General features: G+C 60.8%; 18 protein-coding genes. 13 read left to right on the forward strand and 5 right to left on the reverse strand.

Annotation, left to right across the window (positions count from 1 at the left end; translation table 11 throughout):
• Positions 1–297: 297 nt before the first annotated feature.
• The 4 genes from NBH21_RS11895 to NBH21_RS11910 all read left to right on the forward strand — a co-directional run bounded on the left by NBH21_RS11895 (position 298) and on the right by NBH21_RS11910 (position 5,399).
• Positions 298–3,384, forward strand: coding sequence for a helicase-related protein (locus NBH21_RS11895; protein ID WP_250913704.1), 3,087 nt, complete (start codon positions 298–300; stop codon positions 3,382–3,384).
• A complete protein-coding gene (locus tag NBH21_RS11900) occupies positions 3,381–3,782 on the forward strand; it encodes an RNA-binding S4 domain-containing protein (RefSeq protein WP_250913496.1) in 402 nt (133 codons plus the stop codon). The genes NBH21_RS11895 and NBH21_RS11900 overlap by 4 nt, the downstream gene beginning before the upstream one ends.
• 314 nt (positions 3,783–4,096) lie before the next feature.
• Positions 4,097–4,435: a ferredoxin FdxA gene (gene fdxA / locus NBH21_RS11905; protein ID WP_250913495.1), complete on the forward strand. Its 339-nt coding sequence runs from the start codon at positions 4,097–4,099 to the stop codon at positions 4,433–4,435.
• Positions 4,436–4,826: 391 nt separating this feature from the next.
• Entirely contained in the window at positions 4,827–5,399 is a 573-nt protein-coding gene (locus tag NBH21_RS11910) for a CarD family transcriptional regulator (RefSeq protein WP_250913494.1), read from the forward strand.
• Between the two features lie 257 nt (positions 5,400–5,656).
• Here the strand turns inward: NBH21_RS11910 and NBH21_RS11915 are convergent, their stop codons facing one another.
• From NBH21_RS11915 to NBH21_RS11925, 3 genes are all read right to left on the reverse strand, one after another.
• Positions 5,657–6,436, reverse strand: coding sequence for a Bax inhibitor-1/YccA family protein (locus NBH21_RS11915; RefSeq protein WP_250913493.1), 780 nt, complete (start codon positions 6,434–6,436; stop codon positions 5,657–5,659).
• Between the two features lie 173 nt (positions 6,437–6,609).
• Positions 6,610–9,156, reverse strand: a complete 2,547-nt coding sequence (locus NBH21_RS11920; protein WP_250913492.1) for an ABC transporter permease — start codon at positions 9,154–9,156, stop codon at positions 6,610–6,612.
• Entirely contained in the window at positions 9,153–9,866 is a 714-nt protein-coding gene (locus NBH21_RS11925) for an ABC transporter ATP-binding protein (protein WP_250913703.1), read from the reverse strand. Before NBH21_RS11925 ends, NBH21_RS11920 begins: the two co-directional genes overlap by 4 nt.
• Before the next feature lie 78 nt (positions 9,867–9,944).
• Here NBH21_RS11925 and NBH21_RS11930 point away from each other — a divergent pair, with 78 nt between their 5' ends.
• Together NBH21_RS11930 and thpR are read left to right on the forward strand one after the other, a co-directional pair.
• Entirely contained in the window at positions 9,945–10,592 is a 648-nt protein-coding gene (locus tag NBH21_RS11930) for an arylesterase (RefSeq protein WP_250913491.1), read from the forward strand.
• A 66-nt stretch (positions 10,593–10,658) separates the two neighbouring features.
• Positions 10,659–11,252, forward strand: a complete 594-nt coding sequence (thpR, locus tag NBH21_RS11935; protein ID WP_250913490.1) for an RNA 2',3'-cyclic phosphodiesterase — start codon at positions 10,659–10,661, stop codon at positions 11,250–11,252.
• Here thpR and NBH21_RS11940 read toward each other — a convergent pair.
• Positions 11,186–11,665: a low molecular weight protein-tyrosine-phosphatase gene (locus NBH21_RS11940; protein WP_250913489.1), complete on the reverse strand. Its 480-nt coding sequence runs from the start codon at positions 11,663–11,665 to the stop codon at positions 11,186–11,188. The two genes, thpR and NBH21_RS11940, sit on opposite strands and share 67 nt — an antisense overlap.
• A 133-nt stretch (positions 11,666–11,798) precedes the next feature.
• On the opposite strand from NBH21_RS11940, the gene NBH21_RS11945 reads away from it, so the two are divergent.
• From NBH21_RS11945 to NBH21_RS11975, 7 genes are all read left to right on the forward strand, one after another.
• Positions 11,799–12,098, forward strand: coding sequence for a 4a-hydroxytetrahydrobiopterin dehydratase (locus NBH21_RS11945; protein WP_250913488.1), 300 nt, complete (start codon positions 11,799–11,801; stop codon positions 12,096–12,098).
• Positions 12,099–12,155: 57 nt separating this feature from the next.
• A complete protein-coding gene (locus tag NBH21_RS11950) occupies positions 12,156–12,545 on the forward strand; it encodes a YkvA family protein (protein ID WP_250913487.1) in 390 nt (129 codons plus the stop codon).
• A 407-nt stretch (positions 12,546–12,952) separates the two neighbouring features.
• Positions 12,953–13,456: an invasion associated locus B family protein gene (locus NBH21_RS11955; RefSeq protein WP_250913486.1), complete on the forward strand. Its 504-nt coding sequence runs from the start codon at positions 12,953–12,955 to the stop codon at positions 13,454–13,456.
• A gap of 349 nt (positions 13,457–13,805) precedes the next feature.
• Complete coding sequence (rlmN, locus tag NBH21_RS11960; RefSeq protein WP_425340414.1) at positions 13,806–15,032, forward strand: dual-specificity RNA methyltransferase RlmN; 1,227 nt, start codon at positions 13,806–13,808, stop codon at positions 15,030–15,032.
• Between the two features lie 100 nt (positions 15,033–15,132).
• The gene (locus NBH21_RS11965) at positions 15,133–16,086 is read left to right on the forward strand and encodes an ABC transporter substrate-binding protein (RefSeq protein ID WP_250913484.1); all 954 of its coding nucleotides are present in this window, start codon (positions 15,133–15,135) and stop codon (positions 16,084–16,086) included.
• A 98-nt stretch (positions 16,087–16,184) separates the two neighbouring features.
• The gene (locus NBH21_RS11970) at positions 16,185–17,066 is read left to right on the forward strand and encodes an ABC transporter permease (protein WP_250913483.1); all 882 of its coding nucleotides are present in this window, start codon (positions 16,185–16,187) and stop codon (positions 17,064–17,066) included.
• The gene (locus NBH21_RS11975; RefSeq protein ID WP_250913482.1) at positions 17,063–17,857 is read left to right on the forward strand and encodes an ABC transporter ATP-binding protein; all 795 of its coding nucleotides are present in this window, start codon (positions 17,063–17,065) and stop codon (positions 17,855–17,857) included. The genes NBH21_RS11970 and NBH21_RS11975 overlap by 4 nt, the downstream gene beginning before the upstream one ends.
• Positions 17,858–17,925: 68 nt before the next feature.
• Here the strand turns inward: NBH21_RS11975 and NBH21_RS11980 are convergent, their stop codons facing one another.
• Positions 17,926–18,567 carry a LysE family translocator gene (locus tag NBH21_RS11980; protein ID WP_250913481.1) on the reverse strand — a complete coding sequence of 214 codons (642 nt, stop codon included), beginning with the start codon at positions 18,565–18,567 and terminating at the stop codon, positions 17,926–17,928.
• Positions 18,568–18,574 lie beyond the last annotated feature (7 nt).

Here is an 18,574-nt window from a genome sequence, read left to right on the forward strand (position 1 = left end):
TTGTGGGCTCTATGACTGACTCAGACGATATCTAGCCGTGAACAAATCCTGAATCAGCCGGAGTCAACGATTCGTCGCCGATTCGTTCGCAACCTGTTCCGAATCTCGAAAAACCGTGGTTTCTTGCGTCGGTTTCATGACTGTTCCAGCTCAAAAACGATGCTTTTGACCCTTTGCGGATGATCGGTCTTGCCTTTGGCGGTGATCGTCGCCATGTGTGGGCGACGTTGCCGGCCGGGCTTGTAAGTTCGGCTGGCGACCGTTTGCAGCGCGGAGCGGTAATTGAATTCGCAACCCATGATCCTGAGCGGCCGCGGCGTCACTGCTGTGCTGGGGCCGACCAATACCGGCAAGACCCATTTCGCCATCGACCGCATGGTCGCACATGGTTCCGGGATCATCGGCCTGCCGTTGCGACTGCTCGCCCGCGAGGTCTATACGCGACTGGTGGAGCGGGTTGGTCCGCAACATGTGGCGCTTGTAACGGGCGAGGAAAAGATCGCGCCGCCGAATGCGCGCTATTCCGTCTGTACCGTCGAGGCGATGCCGCGGGAAACCAAGGCTTCCTTCGTGGCGATCGACGAGATCCAGCTTGCGGGCGATCTCGAGCGCGGACACATCTTCACAGACCGGCTGCTGCACCTTCGCGGACGCGACGAGACCCTGTTGCTTGGCTCGGGCACCATGAAACCGATCCTGCAGCAGATGCTGCCGGGCATCACCGTTGTCGAAAGGCCGCGTCTATCGCAGCTTTTCTATGCCGGGCAGAAAAAGATCACCCGCCTGCCGCAGCGAACCGCAATCGTCGCCTTTTCGGCGGACGAGGTCTATGCGATCGCTGAACTTATTCGCCGCCAGCGCGGCGGTGCCGCAGTCGTGCTCGGCGCTCTCAGCCCGAGAACCCGCAACGCGCAGGTCGGACTCTACCAGGAAGGTGACGTCGAGTATCTCGTTGCCACCGATGCGATCGGCATGGGGTTGAACCTCGATGTCGACCATGTGGCCTTCGCGCAGGACCGCAAGTTCGACGGATACCAGTTCCGCAATCTCAATCCGTCGGAACTCGGCCAGATTGCCGGTCGCGCCGGCCGCCATCTGAAAGACGGCACCTTTGGGGTGACGGGCCGCGTGGATCCCTTCGACGAAGAACTCGTGGAGCGCCTCGAGAGCCATCAGTTCGACACCGTGAAGGTGCTGCAGTGGCGTACCGCCGCCTTCGACTTTTCCTCCATCACGGCCCTGCAGCGCAGCCTTGAAGCCGCGCCGCGGGTCGAGGGGCTGACCCGCGCGCTTCCGGCCATCGACCAGCAGGCGCTCGATTTCCTGGCGCGCTATCCCGAGATCGTCGATCTTGCCAACACGCCGGTGCGTGTCGAGAAGCTTTGGGAAGCCTGCGCGCTTCCCGATTATCGCAGAATTACACCGGCGCAACATGCCGATCTGATCCAGAGCCTCTTTTCGGATCTTGTCAGGCATGGCACGGTGAACGAGGATTTCCTGGCTGAGCAGGTGAAACGTGCCGATCGCACCGATGGTGAAATCGATACGCTTTCGGCGCGAATCGCCCAGATCAGGACATGGACTTATGTGTCGAACCGGCCGGGCTGGCTTGCCGATCCGACACACTGGCAAGAAAAGACGCGGGAAATCGAAGACCGATTGTCCGATGCGCTACATGAACGGTTGACGAAACGCTTTGTTGATCGCAGGACATCTGTGCTCATGAAGCGCTTGAGAGAGAATGCGATGTTGGAAGCTGAAATCAGTGTGAACGGCGATGTCTTCGTAGAGGGACATCACATGGGGCAGCTCGCCGGTTTCCGGTTCACGCCCATTTCGGGAACCGAGGGGCCGGATGCCAAGGCTGTACAGTCTGCGGCCCATAAGGCTCTCGGTCTGGAATTCGAGGCAAGGGCAGCAAGACTGCATGCTTCCGGCAATAATGATCTTGCGATCAGCTCGGACGGTCTGGTCCGCTGGCTCGGCGATCCCGTGGCGCGACTGACGGGCAGCGATCACATGCTGCATCCGCGCGTCATTCTGCTTGCCGACGAGCAGCTGACCGGCAATGCCCGCGATCACGTGGTCGCCCGCATCGAGCGCTTCGTCAATCATCACATCTCGACGGTGCTGAAGCCGCTCGACGATCTTTCTCGCGCCGAAGACCTGCAGGGTCTCGCCAAGGGGCTGGCCTTCCAGCTCGTGGAAAACCTCGGCGTGCTGTTCCGTCGGGACGTTTCCGACGACGTGAAGTCGCTCGATCAGGATGCGCGCGCATCGATGCGCCGCTACGGCGTGCGTTTCGGCGCCTATCACATCTTCATGCCGGCTCTCCTGAAGCCTGCCCCCGCCGAACTCATCACGCTTCTCTGGGCGCTGAAAAATGACGGTCTCGACAAGCCGGGTTATGGCGATCTCATTCCGGTTCTGGCTGCCGGCCGTACCTCGGTGGTCACCGATGCCAGTTATGAGCGCATGTTCTACAAGCTCGCCGGCTTCCGGTTCCTCGGCAAGCGCGCGGTGCGCATCGACATCCTCGAGCGTCTGGCGGATCTCATTCGTCCGTTGCTGCAGTGGAGGCCTGGTGCCACGACGCGCCCGGACGGGGCCTATGACGGCCGCCGGTTCACGACCACGACCGCGATGCTGTCGATCCTCGGCGCCACGCCGGATGACATGGAAGAAATCCTGAAGGGTCTCGGCTACCGCGCCGACAGCGTCACCGCGGAAGAAGCTGCAGCCTTCCTCGCTGGGCAGTCACCGGTCGATGCTGCCCCGGCAGTTGAAGTTTCCGCGGGCTCCGAGGCAGTTTTGGAAGAAGCTTCCTCTGACGAAGAGCAGGGTGGCGACACCGCGCAGGGCGAAGCTGCAAGCGAAGCCGAGGCGAGCGCCGAAGCCTCGGCAACGGGTGCAGAAACGGCCGCTGCAGCGGACGCGGCGGTTTCTACCGAGGAAGCCGTTTCCGCTGAAGATGCCGCACCCGCCGAGCCGAAGCCGGTTCTGCTGTGGCGTCCGGGTGGCCGCAACGACAACCAGCGTGGCGCGCGCCCCGGTGGTGACCGTCGCGGACATGGTGGCGGCGGCAACCGTGCCCCGGCCGAAGGTCGCGGCGAAGCCCGGCGTGATGATCGTCGTCGTGACGACGAGCGCCAGGGCGGCAAGCCGAAGGGCAAGGAAGGCGGACGTGGCGGTTTCGGCCAGAAGGCCGATGGCGGCGGGCGTCCGGATCGTGGAGATCGCAAGGATCGTCCCAATCGGCCGGAGCGTGACAACAAGTCGCAGCCCGCCCGCTTCGAGGCGAAGCCGCCTCGCAAGGAGAAGCCAATCGATCCGGATTCGCCCTTTGCAAAGCTCGCTGCTCTCAAGGAGCAGATGAAGAAGTGACAACGGCCGATCAACAGCCACCTTCCGGTTCGCGTCAGCGCATCGACAAGTGGCTGTTTTTCGCCCGGGTTCTCAAGTCCCGGACGCTTGCACAGGAGCGGGTGTCCGCCGGCCATGTCAAGGTCAATGGCGCCAGCGTGCGCCAGCCCAGCCATCTCGTGAAAGTCGGCGATCGCCTGGAGATCGCGCTGGAAAGGCGCAATCTCGTACTTGTCGTGCTGAAATCCGGCGAGCGGCGTGGACCTTACGAAGAAGCCCGACAGCTCTACGACGACCTGACGCCACCTGAACCCGAACGGATCACTCCGCTGGAGCAGGCGATGCGCCATGCCGGCAGCGGCCGGCCCACCAAGAAAGAACGGCGTGCAATCGACCGATTGCGACCGGACGAACCCTGATGCTCCGATTGAAGCGCGTCGCGCGAAAGCGTGCGGGAATTTCGCGGCGGCGACATGCAGCAAAACAGTGAGATAAAGCGCAGCGCGCGAATCTGAAGGATCACGATGCGCTTTAGAAAACTGTATGTGTTCTGGGCTATTTCCAGGATTGTTTATCCTTGCTATAGCGCCAAGAACGCAGTAGCTGACGAGCCGTCCGACCGATCCTCCCAACCGGTTAACCGAGCGCGTTCGGCCTTGGTCTGAACCCAAATTTGCGCGGGACTAGGGTTCCACCGAACCTCGCGCGGAAAACGAGCTTCTGGAGTGCCGCAATGACCTATATTGTCACCGACAATTGCATCCGCTGCAAATACACCGATTGCGTGGAGGTCTGCCCGGTCGATTGTTTCTATGAAGGCGAGAACTTCCTCGTCATCCATCCGGACGAATGCATCGACTGCGGCGTGTGCGAACCGGAATGTCCCGCCGAGGCGATCAAGCCGGATACCGAACCGGGTCTCGATAAGTGGCTGCAGATCAATACCGAGTATGCCAAGATCTGGCCGAACATCACGGTCAAGCGCGATCCGATGGAAGAAGCCCGGGAGATGGACGGTGTCGAGGGCAAGTATGAATTGTACTTCTCTCCCAACCCCGGCAAAGGCGACTGATAGCCCTTTCAGGGGAGTATAAGGCTCATGCTTTCCTCTTTTCGGTGATTCGCCCTATTTGAGGCCTGGTCAAGTCTGCGTTGCGCCATTTGTGGCGAAGCGGCAGTAAAATATTGATTTCCTCAGATTTTTATGATAGGGTCCAAAAACTGTTCCACCTTACGGCATTTGCTTGCCCTGAACCATCACGAAAGCAAACTCATCATCCTCCGCGATTTCCGTGACATCAACGACACCTGTCTGTCGGGTCGCTGTCGCGAAGAGGGTTGTTTTTGCGCGTAATGGACTGGACCAGGATGGAGTGACCCGACGGTTTCCCCCGTCTCATCCGGGCCTGACCGACCCGGCGCCGGTATCATACCGGGAGCATAACAGGGAGTTTTTGAAACGAATGACGACCCAGCAGAAGAAATCCCCGACACGCCACGGCTTCAAGACCGGTGAGTCGATCGTCTACCCGGCACATGGTGTCGGTACCATCAGCGCCATCGAAGAGCAAGAAGTAGCAGGCATGAAGCTTGAGCTTTTCGTGATCGACTTTGAAAAGGACAAGATGCGCCTCAAGGTTCCGGTCGCGAAAGCCGTCAGCATCGGCATGCGCAAGCTGTCCGAAACCGATTTCGTCGATCGCGCCCTGAAGGTCGTTCAGGGCAAGGCGCGCGTCAAGCGTACCATGTGGTCGCGTCGTGCGCAGGAATATGATGCCAAGATCAATTCTGGCGACCTGATTTCCATCGCTGAGGTGGTTCGCGATCTCTATCGTGCTGAGAACCAGCCGGAGCAGTCCTACTCCGAGCGTCAGCTCTATGAAGCTGCTCTCGACCGTATGGCTCGCGAAATTGCTGCCGTGAACAAGATGTCGGAAACGGAAGCCGTACGCCTCGTCGAAGTGAACCTTGCCAAGGGTCCGAAGCGCGGCAAGACGATCGAAGAAGACGACGCGCCGGAAGAAGAGGCCGCGTAAAGTCTACCGGTGCCGGGCGATCCGTTCGCCGAGTCGCATCCTTTGAAAAAGCCTCCGGTTCGCGCCGGAGGCTTTTTTCTTGGGCGCTTTTCGGGGCCTGAGAAGCCCGTGAGCGCGGATGGCTGCTGGTCACGGGGCTTCGCCCCTCAAGAGAGGAAAAGGCGAGCAGGGCGCAAAAAAAGCCCCGCCGGTTGGCGGGGCTTTTTCAAACCGTCCGGGGTGAACCTGATGGGCTCTATCCGGTCCAGTTCCTTCCGTTAGTCGCGGTTGCCCATGAAACGGAGGAGGAAGAGGAAGAGGTTGATGAAGTCGAGGTAGAGCTGCAGGGCGCCCATGATGGCCTTGCGGCTGGCCACGTCTGCGCCGTCTGCTTCGTAGTAGGATTCCTTGATGTTCTGGGTGTCGTAGGCGGTAAGGCCTGCGAAGATCAGAACGCCGATCGCGGAGATGGCAAAATCCAGGGCCGAGGAGGCCAGGAAGATGTTTACCAGCGAAGCGATGATCAGGCCGAACAGGCCCATGACCAGAAACGAGCCCATGGCGGACAGGTCACGCTTGGTGGTGTAACCGAAGAGCGACAGGGCGCCGAAGGACGCGGCCGTTACGAAGAAGGTCTGGACGATGCTGGCGCCGGTGTAGATCAGGAAGATCGACGAAAGCGACAGGCCCATAAGTGCGGCGTAAACCCAGAAGGTTGTCTGCGCGGCGGAAACGCTCATCGACTGGATCTTGAAGCTCATGAAGAACACGAGAGCGACCGGAGCGAAGATAACAACCCACTGCAGCGGGCTCTGGTACAGGGCAGCGCCGAGGCTGGTCAGCATCGTGCCGTTGCCGAGCTGTACGGCGGCGGCCGACGGATCGGTGGTCGTTGCCATCATGAAGGTGACGTATGCAGCAATACCGGTGATCGCGAGGCCGAGGGCCATCAGGTTGTAGACCTTCAGCATATAACTGCGAAGACCTTCATCGATCATCGTGGCCGACTGGGCGCCACTCTGGCCCATACGGCTTTGGTAGTTGCGGAGTTCAGACATTGTTTCCTCTTTTCAAGCTCCGAAAGAAGTTACGGTGTCGGGCCAAACGCCCAGGCGCCGCTGCGGAGCTCCAGCATGCCTTTCGACAATATGAGGTTTATCGCGCCCAGCGACAAGACCTGAGCGTTTCAAAAAGCCGTTATCGCTGCGCCCTTTGGTAAACGAAACCGGATTCAGAGCTCGCGCAGCACGGGTGCAGCTTTCTGCCCGAGGATGCGCCAGGTACCGGCCAGACCTATCCCGATCGTCGTCACCAGTGCAATCACCAGCGTCATGAGGGCGACGTCGGGGAGGAAATTGGAGGGCAGTTTCATGATCCGGCTCAGCACATACCAGGCGACCCCGCCACCCGCCACGAGGGCGAAAACGGCGGTTGCCGCACCGAGCAGGAGGTATTCGTAGGTGAAGGCCCGGATCAGCATTGCCCGCGTCGCGCCAAGCGTCTTCAGCACCACCGCGTCGTGTGTGCGGGCGCGGTTGCCGGCCGCAAGCGCGCCGGAAAGCACCAGTACCGAGGCGATGAGCGCGATTGCTGCTGCTGCGCGGATTGCGGTCGCAAGCTGCCCGACCAGCCGGTCGACGACATCGAGCGCATCCTTGACACGAACGCTGGTGATGGTCGGATAGGCCTGGGTGACGGCTTTCAGGATCGCCGCTTCGTCCGCCGTCGTTGCCGCGGGATCAGAAAGCGTCGCCAGCCAAGCATGGGGGGCGCCGGCGAAGGCGTTGGGCGAGAAGACCATCACGAAATTGATCGAGAGTGATTCCCACTCCACCTTGCGGAAGTTGGCGATCCTGGCGGTGATATTGCGTCCCAGCACATTGACCGTGATGGTATCGCCGATCTTCAGGCCAAGTTCTCCGGCCTCCTGGGCAGAGAAGGATACGAGTGGTTCGCCGGTATAATCGGCTGGCCACCAGCTTCCTTCCGTGATGGAGGCATTTTCCGGCAGGTCGACGGAATAGGTGATCCCGCGATCGCCGCGCAGCACCCAGCGCCCTTCCGGGGGCACCTGCATCTTGGTGACATCGGTGCCGTTGAAGGCGAGGATGCGGCCGCGCAGCATCGGCACCTCGACGATATCGCCCTTGGGTGCCTTCTGTTGCAGGATCGAGCGGAAGCCGTCGAGGTCGGCCTTCTGAATATCGACGAAGAAGAAGTTGGGTGCTCTCTCCGGCAGGTTGCCGGTCAGTTCCTTGCGCAGGTTGCCGTCGATCAGGGCAAGCGCCACAAGCAGGCTGAGGCCGAGCCCGAGCGAAAGCGTCACGGCCGGTGTCAAGGCGCCGGGCCGGTGAATGTTTCCGATGGCAAGTCGAAGTGCGGGAGACGGCATGTGCGGGCTGCGCCGGGCGAGGAAGGCGATCAGCATGGCCACCAGCCTCAAGAGCAGGAAGCCTGCCGCCATGGCGACCAGAAAGATCGTGGCGATGCGCCGGTCGTCGGAGGAGAAGATGGCAAGTGCTGCAAGGGCGGCAAGCGCAAGCGTCGTTGCCGTGACATAGGGCCATGCCGGCAGACCTCTCGCCTCAAAGCCCTGCTCGCGGAATAGCGCGGTTGCCGGCACCTTGCGGGCGTGGCCGAGCGGCAGGATTGCGAAGGCGAGCGTCACCAGCATGCCGAACACGGCGGCGAGCAGCAGCGCTGCCGGATAAAGCCGGGGTTCGGGTGAGATCGGCAGGACGCCGGCCAGATAGCTTGCCGCGATGATCGGGGCGATGGCGCCGAGCAGCAACCCGATGCCGATGCCGATCGATGCAACGATGACGATCTGGAACAGATAGACCATCACCACCACGGAGGCCGGTGCGCCGAGGCATTTCAGCGTGGCGATCACGGTGCGCTTGGAATCGAGGAAGGCGCGCACGGCATTGGCGACGCCGACACCGCCAACCACCAGCGCCGTCAGGCCGACCAAGGTCAGAAACTGGGAGAATCGCTCGATGTTCTCCGTAAGCGACGGCGCGGCACGGTCGCTGGTGCGGATCGACCAGCCGGCATTCGGCAATTCCTTCTGGGCCCTGTCGCGGATTTCCGTCGGGCCGGGCGCCGGATCGTTATAGCGGACCTTGTAGGCGTGTTCGACGAGGCTGCCGGTCTCTATGAGGCCGGTTGCCTTCAGCGCATCACGGCTGGTCAGAAGGCGTGGCGCGAAGCCGAAACCGTCGGAAATTGCATCCGGTTCGTTGACGATGGCGCCGGTGATCTTCAAGCGGGCCTTGCCTACGAGGATCTCCTGCCCGACCGAAACGCCGAGCCTTTCCAGAAGCAGAGGAGCGGCAACCGCGCCATAGACCCCGTCGCTCAAGGCAAGGAGATCCGACGCCGGAAGGTCGAGGTCCGAAACGAGCTTGCCATAGAGCGGATAGGCATCGTCCACGGCCTTGACCTCGACCAGCGACTGGTCCGATCCATCCGGCAGGCGAGCCATCGAGCGCAGCACTGTCGTGACGGACACTGTTCCGAGCCCTTTGAGGAAACGCATCTCCTCGCCGCTTGCTTCGCGATTGTTCAGTTCGAAGCGGATGTCGCCGGCAAGCAGGGTGCGGCCTTCCGAAGAGATGGAATCGGTGATCGCGGTGGAGACGGAATTGACCGCAGCAATGGCGCCGGTGCCGAGGGCGATGCATGCGAGGAAGATGTAGAAGCCTTTCAGGCCACCCCGAAGCTCCCGGAGCGCGATGCGGAAGGCGATACCGAGCCTTGTGGAAAAATCCTTCATGCGGGTTGCCGTTCCGGCTGTTTCTCGTCGTTTGCGACGTCGGCGGCAATGCGCCCTGAGGCGACACGCACCTGCCGGGAGCAGCGGGCGGCAAGGACCGGATCGTGGGTGACGAGCACCAGCGTCATGCCACGTTCGGCCTGCTTCGCAAACAGCAGATCGGCGATCTGGCGACCGGTCTCGACATCTAGATTGCCGGTGGGTTCATCGGCAATCAGCACGGCGGGCGAGGGGGCAAGCGCGCGCGCTATGGCAACGCGCTGCTGCTCGCCGCCGGAGAGCTGGCCGGGATAGTGGTCGAGACGCTCGCCAAGGCCGACGGCTTGAAGTTCCTTCCGCGCGATATCGAAGGGATTGCGGACGTTTGCGAGTTCCAACGGAACCGCGACGTTTTCCAGCGCGGTCATGTTTGCGATCAGGTGGAAGGACTGAAAGACGATGCCGATATTCTTGCCGCGGAAATCGGCGAGCGCATCTTCGCCAAGGCGATGCAGCGGCGCGCCGTTGACGTTGATTTCACCGCTGTCGAGCCGTTCCAGCCCGGCCAGCACCATCAACAGGGTGGACTTTCCCGAACCGGACGGACCGACGATGCCGACCGATTCACTCTGGGAGATCGTGAGATCGATATTCTTCAGCACATGGACCGAGGCTGCGGCGTTTCCGAGCGTCAGATCGGCCTTCTTGAGTTCGATGATGGTTTTTCCCACGCTTTCCCGCCTTATATAGAATGGCGCGAAGAGGTCGTCGCGCACCGTCATCGGCTTCGCCAATTTAGGAAAGGCACAATGATATTTAAAGCCGTTCTTCTTCATTTCGCCGTGATCCTCGGCGCAGCTTTCCCGCTTGCCGCCTCCGCATCCGCCGAGCCGTTGCAGCTTGTCGGCTTCGGCGACAGCCTGATGGCGGGCTATCAGTTGCCGCCTGACGATGCATTGCCGACCCGTCTGCAGGCGGCGCTAGTCGCCAAGGGGTATGACGTGTCCATCTCCAATGCGGGAGTATCGGGGGATACGACATCGGCCGGTCTTGCCCGTATCGACTGGTCCGTACCGGACGGCACTGACGGTGTACTTCTCGAGCTCGGCGCAAATGACGCCTTGCGCGGCATCGCGCCGGAAGAGACCGAGCGCAATCTCGAATCGATCGTTAGCCGGCTTAAAGAGCGGGGTATTCCGGTTCTGCTGGTCGGGATGCTGTCGCCGCCCAACATGGGCGAGGACTATGCCAAGCGCTTCAACGGCATTTATCCACGGCTTGCCGAAAAATACGATCTCGCCTTCTATCCCTTTGTTCTGGATGGTGTTGCGGCCCAGGCTGAACTGCAGCTGGAAGACGGCATGCATCCCAATGCCAAGGGTGTGGGGGTCATGGTCGAGCGTATGCTGCCGGTTACGGAGAGCTTCATTGCAACGATCGGTGGCAAGCCGAAATAATAGCTTGCGCGTATGCGCATTGCGTGATTCGCTATGTGCATCTGCAAAAGATTCGGGGAGCTCGCGATGCCGAGATTATTCACTGCCCTCGAAATTCCGCGCAATGCGGCATTAAGCCTCTCCCTGCTGCGCGGTGGTCTTCCCGGTGCCCGATGGATCGATGTGGAGAATTACCACATCACCCTTCGCTTCATCGGGGACGTGGATGGTCGCACCGCCGACGAGATCGTCGACCGGCTCGACCGCATCGACAGGCCGGAATTCCAGCTCAGTCTCAACGGTATCGGGTCCTTCGGCTCGAAGAAACCACACTCGGTCTGGGCCGGTGTTACGCAAGCGCCCGAAATGTACGCCCTTCAGGCGGAAATTGAACGGATCTGCCAGAGGATCGGTCTCCCGCCGGATCCGCGGAAGTTCACGCCGCATGTGACGCTGGCGCGCCTCAAGTCATCGCGTGTCGATGACGTGGTTCACTATCTTGCCGGTCGCGGCGATTTCCATACGGCTCCCTTCACCGTCACGCGCTTCGTGCTGCTGTCGTCGAAGGAATCGGTCGGTGGTGGCCCCTACCTTACGGAAGAGGTGTTCCCGCTTCACGAAGCGCGGGCAGTCTCGAGCTTCGCGAGTATGGAACTACAGCCCGCCAAGAGCATGCTGTAGACCTGTTCGAAATCCGAGGTGCCGCCATAGTAAGGGTCCGGGATCTCGGTTTCGTCCCCGAAGGCATAATTGCCGAAGAGCGCTATCTTGCTCCGGCTTGTCGGCGGGGCCATCTTGCGAAGGTGGGCGAGATTGTTCTTGTCCATCGCCAGGATCAGGCTGAAGCGTTCGAAATCCGCTGATACGATTTGTCTTGCCCGAAGGCCGGAAATATCGATACCGTGTCCACGCGCCACCTTGACAGAGCGATGATCCGGCGGATTGCCGATATGCCAGCCGCCGGTGCCGGCGGAATCGGTGGGATAGGAGGAGGCGAGGTCGCCCTGCTCGGTCAGATGGCGAAAGACGCCTTCGGCCAAGGGCGAGCGGCAGATATTGCCGAGACAGACGAAAAGGATTGGCAACGCAGTCATCCGGGTCCTGTTCGAAGGCGTGTCGCGATCTTTCAGCTTCGCTGCGTACGCTTTCGGTCCTTGTTTTATCGCATGTCGTTGCCGCAAAACCGCTTCGCACTTTGCGCGACATGCCTGAGGAGGTTTCGTTGCGATGAAATACGAGAAACTCGATGCAGCCGCAATCGACACGATGCTGGCGGAGCGGCGGCTGTGGGATCTTGCCCGCGACGGGGCCGCGATCAGCCGCAGTTTCAAGTTCCGGGATTTCGGTGAAGCCTTTGCCTTCATGACCCGTTGTGCGCTCATCGCCGAGAAGCTCGATCACCACCCCGAATGGTTCAACGTCTACAATCGCGTCGACATCGTGTTGTCCACCCACGCCGTTTCAGGCCTGAGTGCGCTGGATTTCAAAATGGCGGAGGCAATAGACCATCTGGTGCCCTCAGATTGAATTTGCCCCGTCATTCACCATATTTTGATCATGTCCAAACACGAGGAACTTGAAGGCATGGACGATATCAAGATCGGCGAGATCCTTCTGCCGGGCGACGAGGAAACGCAGGAGAGACAGGAGGAGAACGTCCGCGCGAAATTCTGGCCGACGCTCAAGAAGGCGATCCGGCAGATCCCGTTTTCGCGTGACCTGGTTGCTTCCTTCTATTGTGCGACAGACCGCGAAACGCCGTTGCGTGTCCGCGGTATCCTGCTTGCCGCACTTGGTTACTTCGTGCTGCCTCTCGATGCGATCCCCGACATGTTCGCCATCATCGGCTTCACCGACGATATCGCCGTGCTGACGACGGCGATTGCGCTGATCAGCGGGCATATCAAGGAACGGCATTATCTGGCGGCAGACCGGATGTTGGCCGATGCTTCGCCGGCGCAGAATGCCGCTTAAGGTGTGGCGCGATCTTTCAGATTCGCTGCGTTCGCTTTAAATCCTTATTTCATCACATGTCGTTGCCGCAAAGCCGCTTCACACTTTTGCGCGACTTGTTTCAAGCGGCTGAAACGGGCTGCAAAAACCGCTTTGGGCAAATCGTTAGCAAACAAAGACGTATGCAGCCCAACTCTTGCCCGATTTCTTGAATCTAGATCAAATCATCGGGAGGGATGGTGCGGTAAACATCTCCCCAGGGCCCGGTCACAAGAGGAAGCCAAGGTTGTGATGCGACCTGCGACAAGAAACATCGCGGCGTTGACGGTTTGGTAACCTAAATTAAGTCAAACTGAATCATGTTTTGACGACAAATGTCCCGATCTCCCCGATCGGGCGATGGATGGAAACACAACCGGCAGGAAGACATGTTCGCAAGAAGTACCGTAACCGCAGTGGCAATCCTTCTGGCAAGCGGCAGCATTGCTGCGGCCCAGTCGCCCACTCGCATCGAGCAGTTCAAGGCCTGGGGTGCCTATTCCTACAAGACGAACAGCGGAACGGTCTGCTACGTGTTGTCGGTACCGACCGACAAGCAGCCGCCTGCCGTTAATCACGGGGATATCTTCTTTGTCATATCCCAGCGTCCCGGCCAGAACATCTCCTACGAACCGCAGGCGATGATGGGCTATGCGCTCAAGGAAAGCTCCAAGGTCAATGTCACGATCGACAACAAGAATTTCGTGATGTTCGTAAAGGATACGTCCGCATGGGTGGAAAACGCCGCTGAAGAGCCAGCGTTGGTCGCAGCCATGAAGACCGGTCATTCGATGACCGTCAAGGCGACCTCGGCCCGCGGAACGGGAACCTCCTACACTTATTCGCTTTCGGGCATTTCGGCTGCGCTGAAGAAGATCGAAGGTTGCAAGTAAGTCCGGCCCTATGAGGGCTGCGCACGAAGGGCCGGCGCAAGCCGGCTTTTCGCGTTTCGGGGAACCCTCACATTCGGCGTGACGCAGGGCAAAAAAGCTGCTAAAGGCGCGACCCGAGCCGGAAGGTCAGCGCGAACTGCGCGCCTGCGGATTTTTCTGAAGCGTGTCGCGATCCTGGAGATGGTATCCTGCGCTTCGGTTTCTTGTTTTTCGCATGTCGTGATTGCAAAACCGATCAACACGTTTGCCCGGCATGTTTTAGGTGCATCGAAGCGACCGAAAGCGCCCGCTTTTAAAGCGGTGGCTCGATCGGCGCATTTGGTCAGGAAGGTTGAGCGGCATGGCCGTCATGGAAAATGTGATTGCACGTGATGTTGCTCCGGCGGCGCCTGTCGCGGGCAGGCTGTCCGAAAAGCCGTCGCTGATCGGTCTCAGCCGCGAGGATATGGCGGCGGCCCTGCGCGAGAAGGGCGTGCCGGAACGTCAGGTCAAGATGCGTGTCAGCCAGTTGTGGAACTGGCTCTATGTTCGCGGCGTTTCCGACTTTGACGCCATGACCAATGTCGCCAAGGACATGCGGGAAATGCTGAAGACGCATTTCACCATCGCCCGTCCTGAAATCGTGGAAGAACAGGTCTCCAACGACGGCACCCGCAAGTGGCTGCTGCGCTATCCCGCGCGCGGCGCCGGCCGGCCGGTCGAGGTCGAGGCTGTCTATATTCCCGAAGAAGGCCGTGGTACGCTTTGCATTTCCAGCCAGGTCGGCTGTACGCTGACCTGTTCCTTCTGCCACACCGGCACGCAGAGGCTGGTGCGCAACCTGACGGCGGAGGAAATCCTTTCCCAGCTTCTCCTGGCGCGAGACCGGCTCGGTGATTTCCCCGATCGCGACGTGCCGGTGGGCGCGATGGTTCCTTCCAGCGACCGCAAGATCACCAATGTCGTGATGATGGGCATGGGCGAGCCGCTCTATAATTTCGAGAACGTCAAGCAGGCGCTGCTGATTGCATCCGATGGTGATGGCCTGTCGCTTTCCAGGCGTCGCATCACGCTCTCCACGTCCGGCGTCGTGCCGGAGATTTTCCGCACTGGCGACGAGATCGGTTGCATGCTGGCGATATCGCTGCATGCCGTGCGCGACGAGTTGCGCGACATGCTGGTGCCGATCAACAAGAAGTATCCCCTGAAGGAACTGATCGAGGCCTGCCGGAATTATCCCGGCCTCTCCAACGCCCGCCGCATCACCTTCGAATATGTGATGCTGAAGGACGTCAACGACAGTCTCGAGGACGCCAAGGCGCTGGTCCAGCTCCTGAAGGGCGTTCCGGCGAAGATCAACCTCATTCCGTTCAATCCGTGGCCGGGCACCAACTACCAGTGCTCCGACTGGGCGCAGATCGAGAAGTTTGCCGACTTCATCAATCAGGCCGGTTATGCCTCGCCGATCCGCACCCCGCGCGGTCGCGACATTCTCGCCGCCTGCGGCCAGCTGAAGTCGGAATCCGAGAGGATGCGCAAGACCGAGCGCCTTGCCTTCGAGGCGATGATGATCGTCGGCCATGGCGAGGACGACTAAGGTCTGATGGACCGTGGCCGTGCCGTGGGTCTGCGAGATTGATTTTGACCGGTCGCTTCCATAAGAAGACCGGATAAAACAAAATCTCGGAGGTTACCCCATGCGCGCAATTCTGCTCGCCCTGTTTGCCGCCACTGCGATCGTCCTGCCTGCGAAGGCCGAGGACGTCACCGTTGCCGTTACCGCCATCGTCGAACATCCCGCGCTGGATGCGGCGCGCGACGGCATCAAGGAAGCCCTTGCCGAAGCCGGCTACAAGGACGGTGAAAACCTGAAATTCGTCTACGAGTCGGCCCAGGGTAATCCGGGTACGGCCGCGCAGATCGCCCGCCAGTTCGTGGGCGACGCTCCGACCGTCATCGTGCCGATTTCCACGCCGTCCGCTCAGGCCGTGGTCGCTGCCACCCGCGACATTCCGGTTGTCTTCACCGCCGTTTCCGATCCGCTCGGCGCGCAGCTGGTCAAGGACATGGAAAAGCCTGGCGGTAACGTCACCGGCCTGTCCGACATGTCGCCGGTTGCCGACCATATCGCGCTGATCAAGGAAATCACGCCGAACGCCAAGTCGATCGGCTTCATCTACAACTCCGCCGAAGCCAATTCGGTCTCGACGCTTGCAGCTCTCAAGGCCGAAGCCGAGAAGGCCGGCCTGACGGTTGTCGAATCCGTTGCCACCAAGTCGGCGGAAGTGCAGGGCGCGGCGCGCGCCCTCGTCGGTCGCGCCGACGTGATCTATATTCCGACCGACAACACCATTGTTTCGGCATTCGAAGCTGCCGTCGGCGTTGCCGAGGAAGCGAAGATCCCGCTCTTCGCCGGCGATACGGATTCCGTTTCCCGCGGCGCGCTCGCAGCGATCGGCTTCAACTATTTCGATGTCGGCAAGCAGACCGGCGAGATTGTCGTTCGTGTCCTGAAGGGCGAGAAGCCCGGCGACATTCCGGTGCGTGTTGCTGCTGGAACCGACCTGGTGATCAACAAGGCCGCTGCCGCCAAGATGGGCGTCACCTTCCCGGAAAGCATCACCAAGCGCGCGACCAAGACGATCGAATAACATCCGACGGCGGGGCTGCTTATAGGGCGGCCCCTGCTATTGCCGGGCTGCTGGCGGGCATGTCGCGATGTTTGCTGCAAGCTTGAAGGATTTCTGCCGTGAGCCAAATCGCCTTCTGGGGTGCCGTTGAGCTGGGTCTGGTCTTCGCCTTCGTGGCGATTGGCGTTTATCTTGCCTTCCGTGTCCTCGATTTTCCCGACCTGACCGTCGACGGTTCGTTCCCGCTCGGCGCGGCGGTTGCCGCCGTGCTGATCATTGCCGGGCTGAATGCCTGGGTGGCGACCGCCATCGCCATGGTGGCCGGATCGGCTGCCGGCCTCGTGACCGCGTTGTTGAACGTGCGTTTCCGGATCCTCAACCTGTTGGCCTCGATCCTGACGATGATCGCGCTGTTCTCCGTGAACCTCAGGGTCATGGGCAAGCCGAACGTCGCCCTGCTCAATCAGGACACCATGCTGACGCCGTTCTACGGACACGGCATCCCCGAATATTACGTGCGCCCTCTGTTCGTCTTCGCTCTGGTCGCCATCGCGATCTTCATCGTCTGGCGCTTTCTGGAAAGCGATGCCGGTCTTGCCATGCGCGCGACCGGCGCCAATGCGCGCATGGCCCGCGCGCAGGGTGTGCAGACGGATAACCAGATCTATCTGGGTATCGCGCTCTCCAATGCGCTGGTGGCGCTTGGCGGCGCGCTGTTTGCCCAGACGAACGGCTTTGCCGATGTCACTTCGGGTGTCGGCACCATCGTCGTCGGCCTTGCCGCCGTCATCATCGGCGAGACGTTGTTCGGCAAACGCGGCCTGCTTTTCGCGCTGATAGGCTGCGTCGTCGGCTCCATCGCCTACCGTCTTGCCATCCAGCTTGCGCTGTCCAGCGACGTGCTCGGCCTGAAGGCTTCCGACCTGAACTTTGTTACGGCAGTACTGGTTGCTGTCGCACTCGTCCTTCCCAGACTTCGCCGGGGAGGAGCTTCGGCATGATTTCGCTCGAAAACATAGATGTCGTCTTCGGCCGCGGCACGCCGCTGCAGAAACAAGCCCTGAAGAACGTCAACCTGACGATCGAGACGGGTTCCTTCGTCACCGTCATCGGCTCCAACGGCGCGGGCAAGTCGACGGTGCTCGGCGTGCTTGCCGGCGACGTGCTGCCGACCTCCGGTCGGGTCAATATCGGCTATGCGGATGTGTCGCGCAAGCCGACCGCCAGCCGCGCCGGCCTCGTTGCCCGCGTCTTCCAGGATCCGCTGGCCGGCAGTTGCGGTGCGCTCTCCATCGAGGAGAACCTTGCGCTTGCGGCGATGCGCGGCAAGCGTCGGGGTCTTTCGGCGGCGCTTGGCGGCAATCGCCGCGGCGAGTTCCGCGACCGCGTGGCGGCGCTCAATCTCGGGTTGGAAAATCGCATGGCTGACCGGATGGACCTGCTGTCGGGCGGTCAGCGGCAGGCGGTTTCGCTGGTGATGGCGACGCTCAGTGGTTCCGATGTGCTGCTGCTCGACGAGCATACGGCGGCGCTCGATCCGGGCATGGCCGAGTTCATCATGAACCTCACGCAGTCCATCGTATCGGAGCGTAAGCTCACCACTCTGATGGTGACGCATTCCATGCGTCAGGCGCTGGATTTCGGCAGCCGCACTATCATGCTGCATGCCGGCGAGATCGTTCTCGACGTTGCCGGCGACAGCCGCAAGGACCTGCAGGTGGAAGACCTGATCAACATGTTCCGGCGCATTCGTGGCCAGACGCTGGACGACGACGAATTGCTGATCGGCTGATTTCGGCAGTCATACTATCAAGAGAGCGGCGTCCGGGTTTGATCCGGGCGCCGTTTTTCGTTCCAGGTTCAGCGCGCCTGGGTGAACATGATCTTCACGGCGAAGATCGAGAAAACGCCGGCGAAGGTGTAGTCGATGGCGCGGAGAACCTTGCGGTTCGTCTGCAGCCAGCTCGACAGGCCGTCGGCCATGTAGATGATGCCGAGGCCGATCGGCAGTGACAGGACAATCGACCAGATGCCGAGGAAGAGCAGCTTGCCGGTAACGTGCGGATCGCTGGCGCTGACGAATTGCGGCAGGAAGGTCATGAAGAAGATGATGACTTTCGGGTTGAGCAGGTTGACCCACAGGCCGTTCAGAAATGCCTGCACTGGGGCGGACTGGCGCTGGCCGTCGGCGCGCACGACGAAGTTCGAGCCGTGGCGCACAGCCTGAATGGCAAGCCACAGCAGATAGCCGGCGCCACCGGTCTTCAGGATGGTGAAGGCTGTCGGGGATGCGACGATCAGCGCCGAGATGCCGAAGGCCACCAGCATGGTGTGAATGGAGATTCCGAAGCTGGTGCCTGCGAGTGTCATCAGCCCCGTCGCGCGGCCGTCACGCAAGGAGCGACTGATCCAGAGCGTCATGTCCGGCCCCGGCGTGATGGCGAGCAGGAGGATGGCAAGGCTGAAGGCGAGAATGGTGGGCAGGCTCGGAATGAAATCCATGGGACAG

This window comes from Ciceribacter sichuanensis (assembly GCF_024055605.1).
Taxonomy (GTDB): Bacteria; Pseudomonadota; Alphaproteobacteria; order Rhizobiales; family Rhizobiaceae; genus Allorhizobium; species Allorhizobium sichuanense.

Coding starts and splice junctions, on each gene's coding strand:
- NBH21_RS11980 (WP_250913481.1), bottom strand. CDS start 18,567: ATGGATTTCATTCCGAGCCTGCCCACCATTCTCGCCTTCAGCCTTGCC.
- NBH21_RS11920 (WP_250913492.1), bottom strand. CDS start 9,156: ATGAAGGATTTTTCCACAAGGCTCGGTATCGCCTTCCGCATCGCGCTC.
- NBH21_RS11975 (WP_250913482.1), top strand. CDS start 17,063: ATGATTTCGCTCGAAAACATAGATGTCGTCTTCGGCCGCGGCACGCCG.
- NBH21_RS11945 (WP_250913488.1), top strand. CDS start 11,799: ATGAAATACGAGAAACTCGATGCAGCCGCAATCGACACGATGCTGGCG.
- NBH21_RS11950 (WP_250913487.1), top strand. CDS start 12,156: ATGGACGATATCAAGATCGGCGAGATCCTTCTGCCGGGCGACGAGGAA.
- NBH21_RS11940 (WP_250913489.1), bottom strand. CDS start 11,665: ATGACTGCGTTGCCAATCCTTTTCGTCTGTCTCGGCAATATCTGCCGC.
- thpR (WP_250913490.1), top strand. CDS start 10,659: ATGCCGAGATTATTCACTGCCCTCGAAATTCCGCGCAATGCGGCATTA.
- NBH21_RS11895 (WP_250913704.1), top strand. CDS start 298: ATGATCCTGAGCGGCCGCGGCGTCACTGCTGTGCTGGGGCCGACCAAT.
- NBH21_RS11915 (WP_250913493.1), bottom strand. CDS start 6,436: ATGTCTGAACTCCGCAACTACCAAAGCCGTATGGGCCAGAGTGGCGCC.
- NBH21_RS11965 (WP_250913484.1), top strand. CDS start 15,133: ATGCGCGCAATTCTGCTCGCCCTGTTTGCCGCCACTGCGATCGTCCTG.
- rlmN (WP_425340414.1), top strand. CDS start 13,806: ATGGAAAATGTGATTGCACGTGATGTTGCTCCGGCGGCGCCTGTCGCG.
- NBH21_RS11930 (WP_250913491.1), top strand. CDS start 9,945: ATGATATTTAAAGCCGTTCTTCTTCATTTCGCCGTGATCCTCGGCGCA.
- fdxA (WP_250913495.1), top strand. CDS start 4,097: ATGACCTATATTGTCACCGACAATTGCATCCGCTGCAAATACACCGAT.
- NBH21_RS11955 (WP_250913486.1), top strand. CDS start 12,953: ATGTTCGCAAGAAGTACCGTAACCGCAGTGGCAATCCTTCTGGCAAGC.
- NBH21_RS11910 (WP_250913494.1), top strand. CDS start 4,827: ATGACGACCCAGCAGAAGAAATCCCCGACACGCCACGGCTTCAAGACC.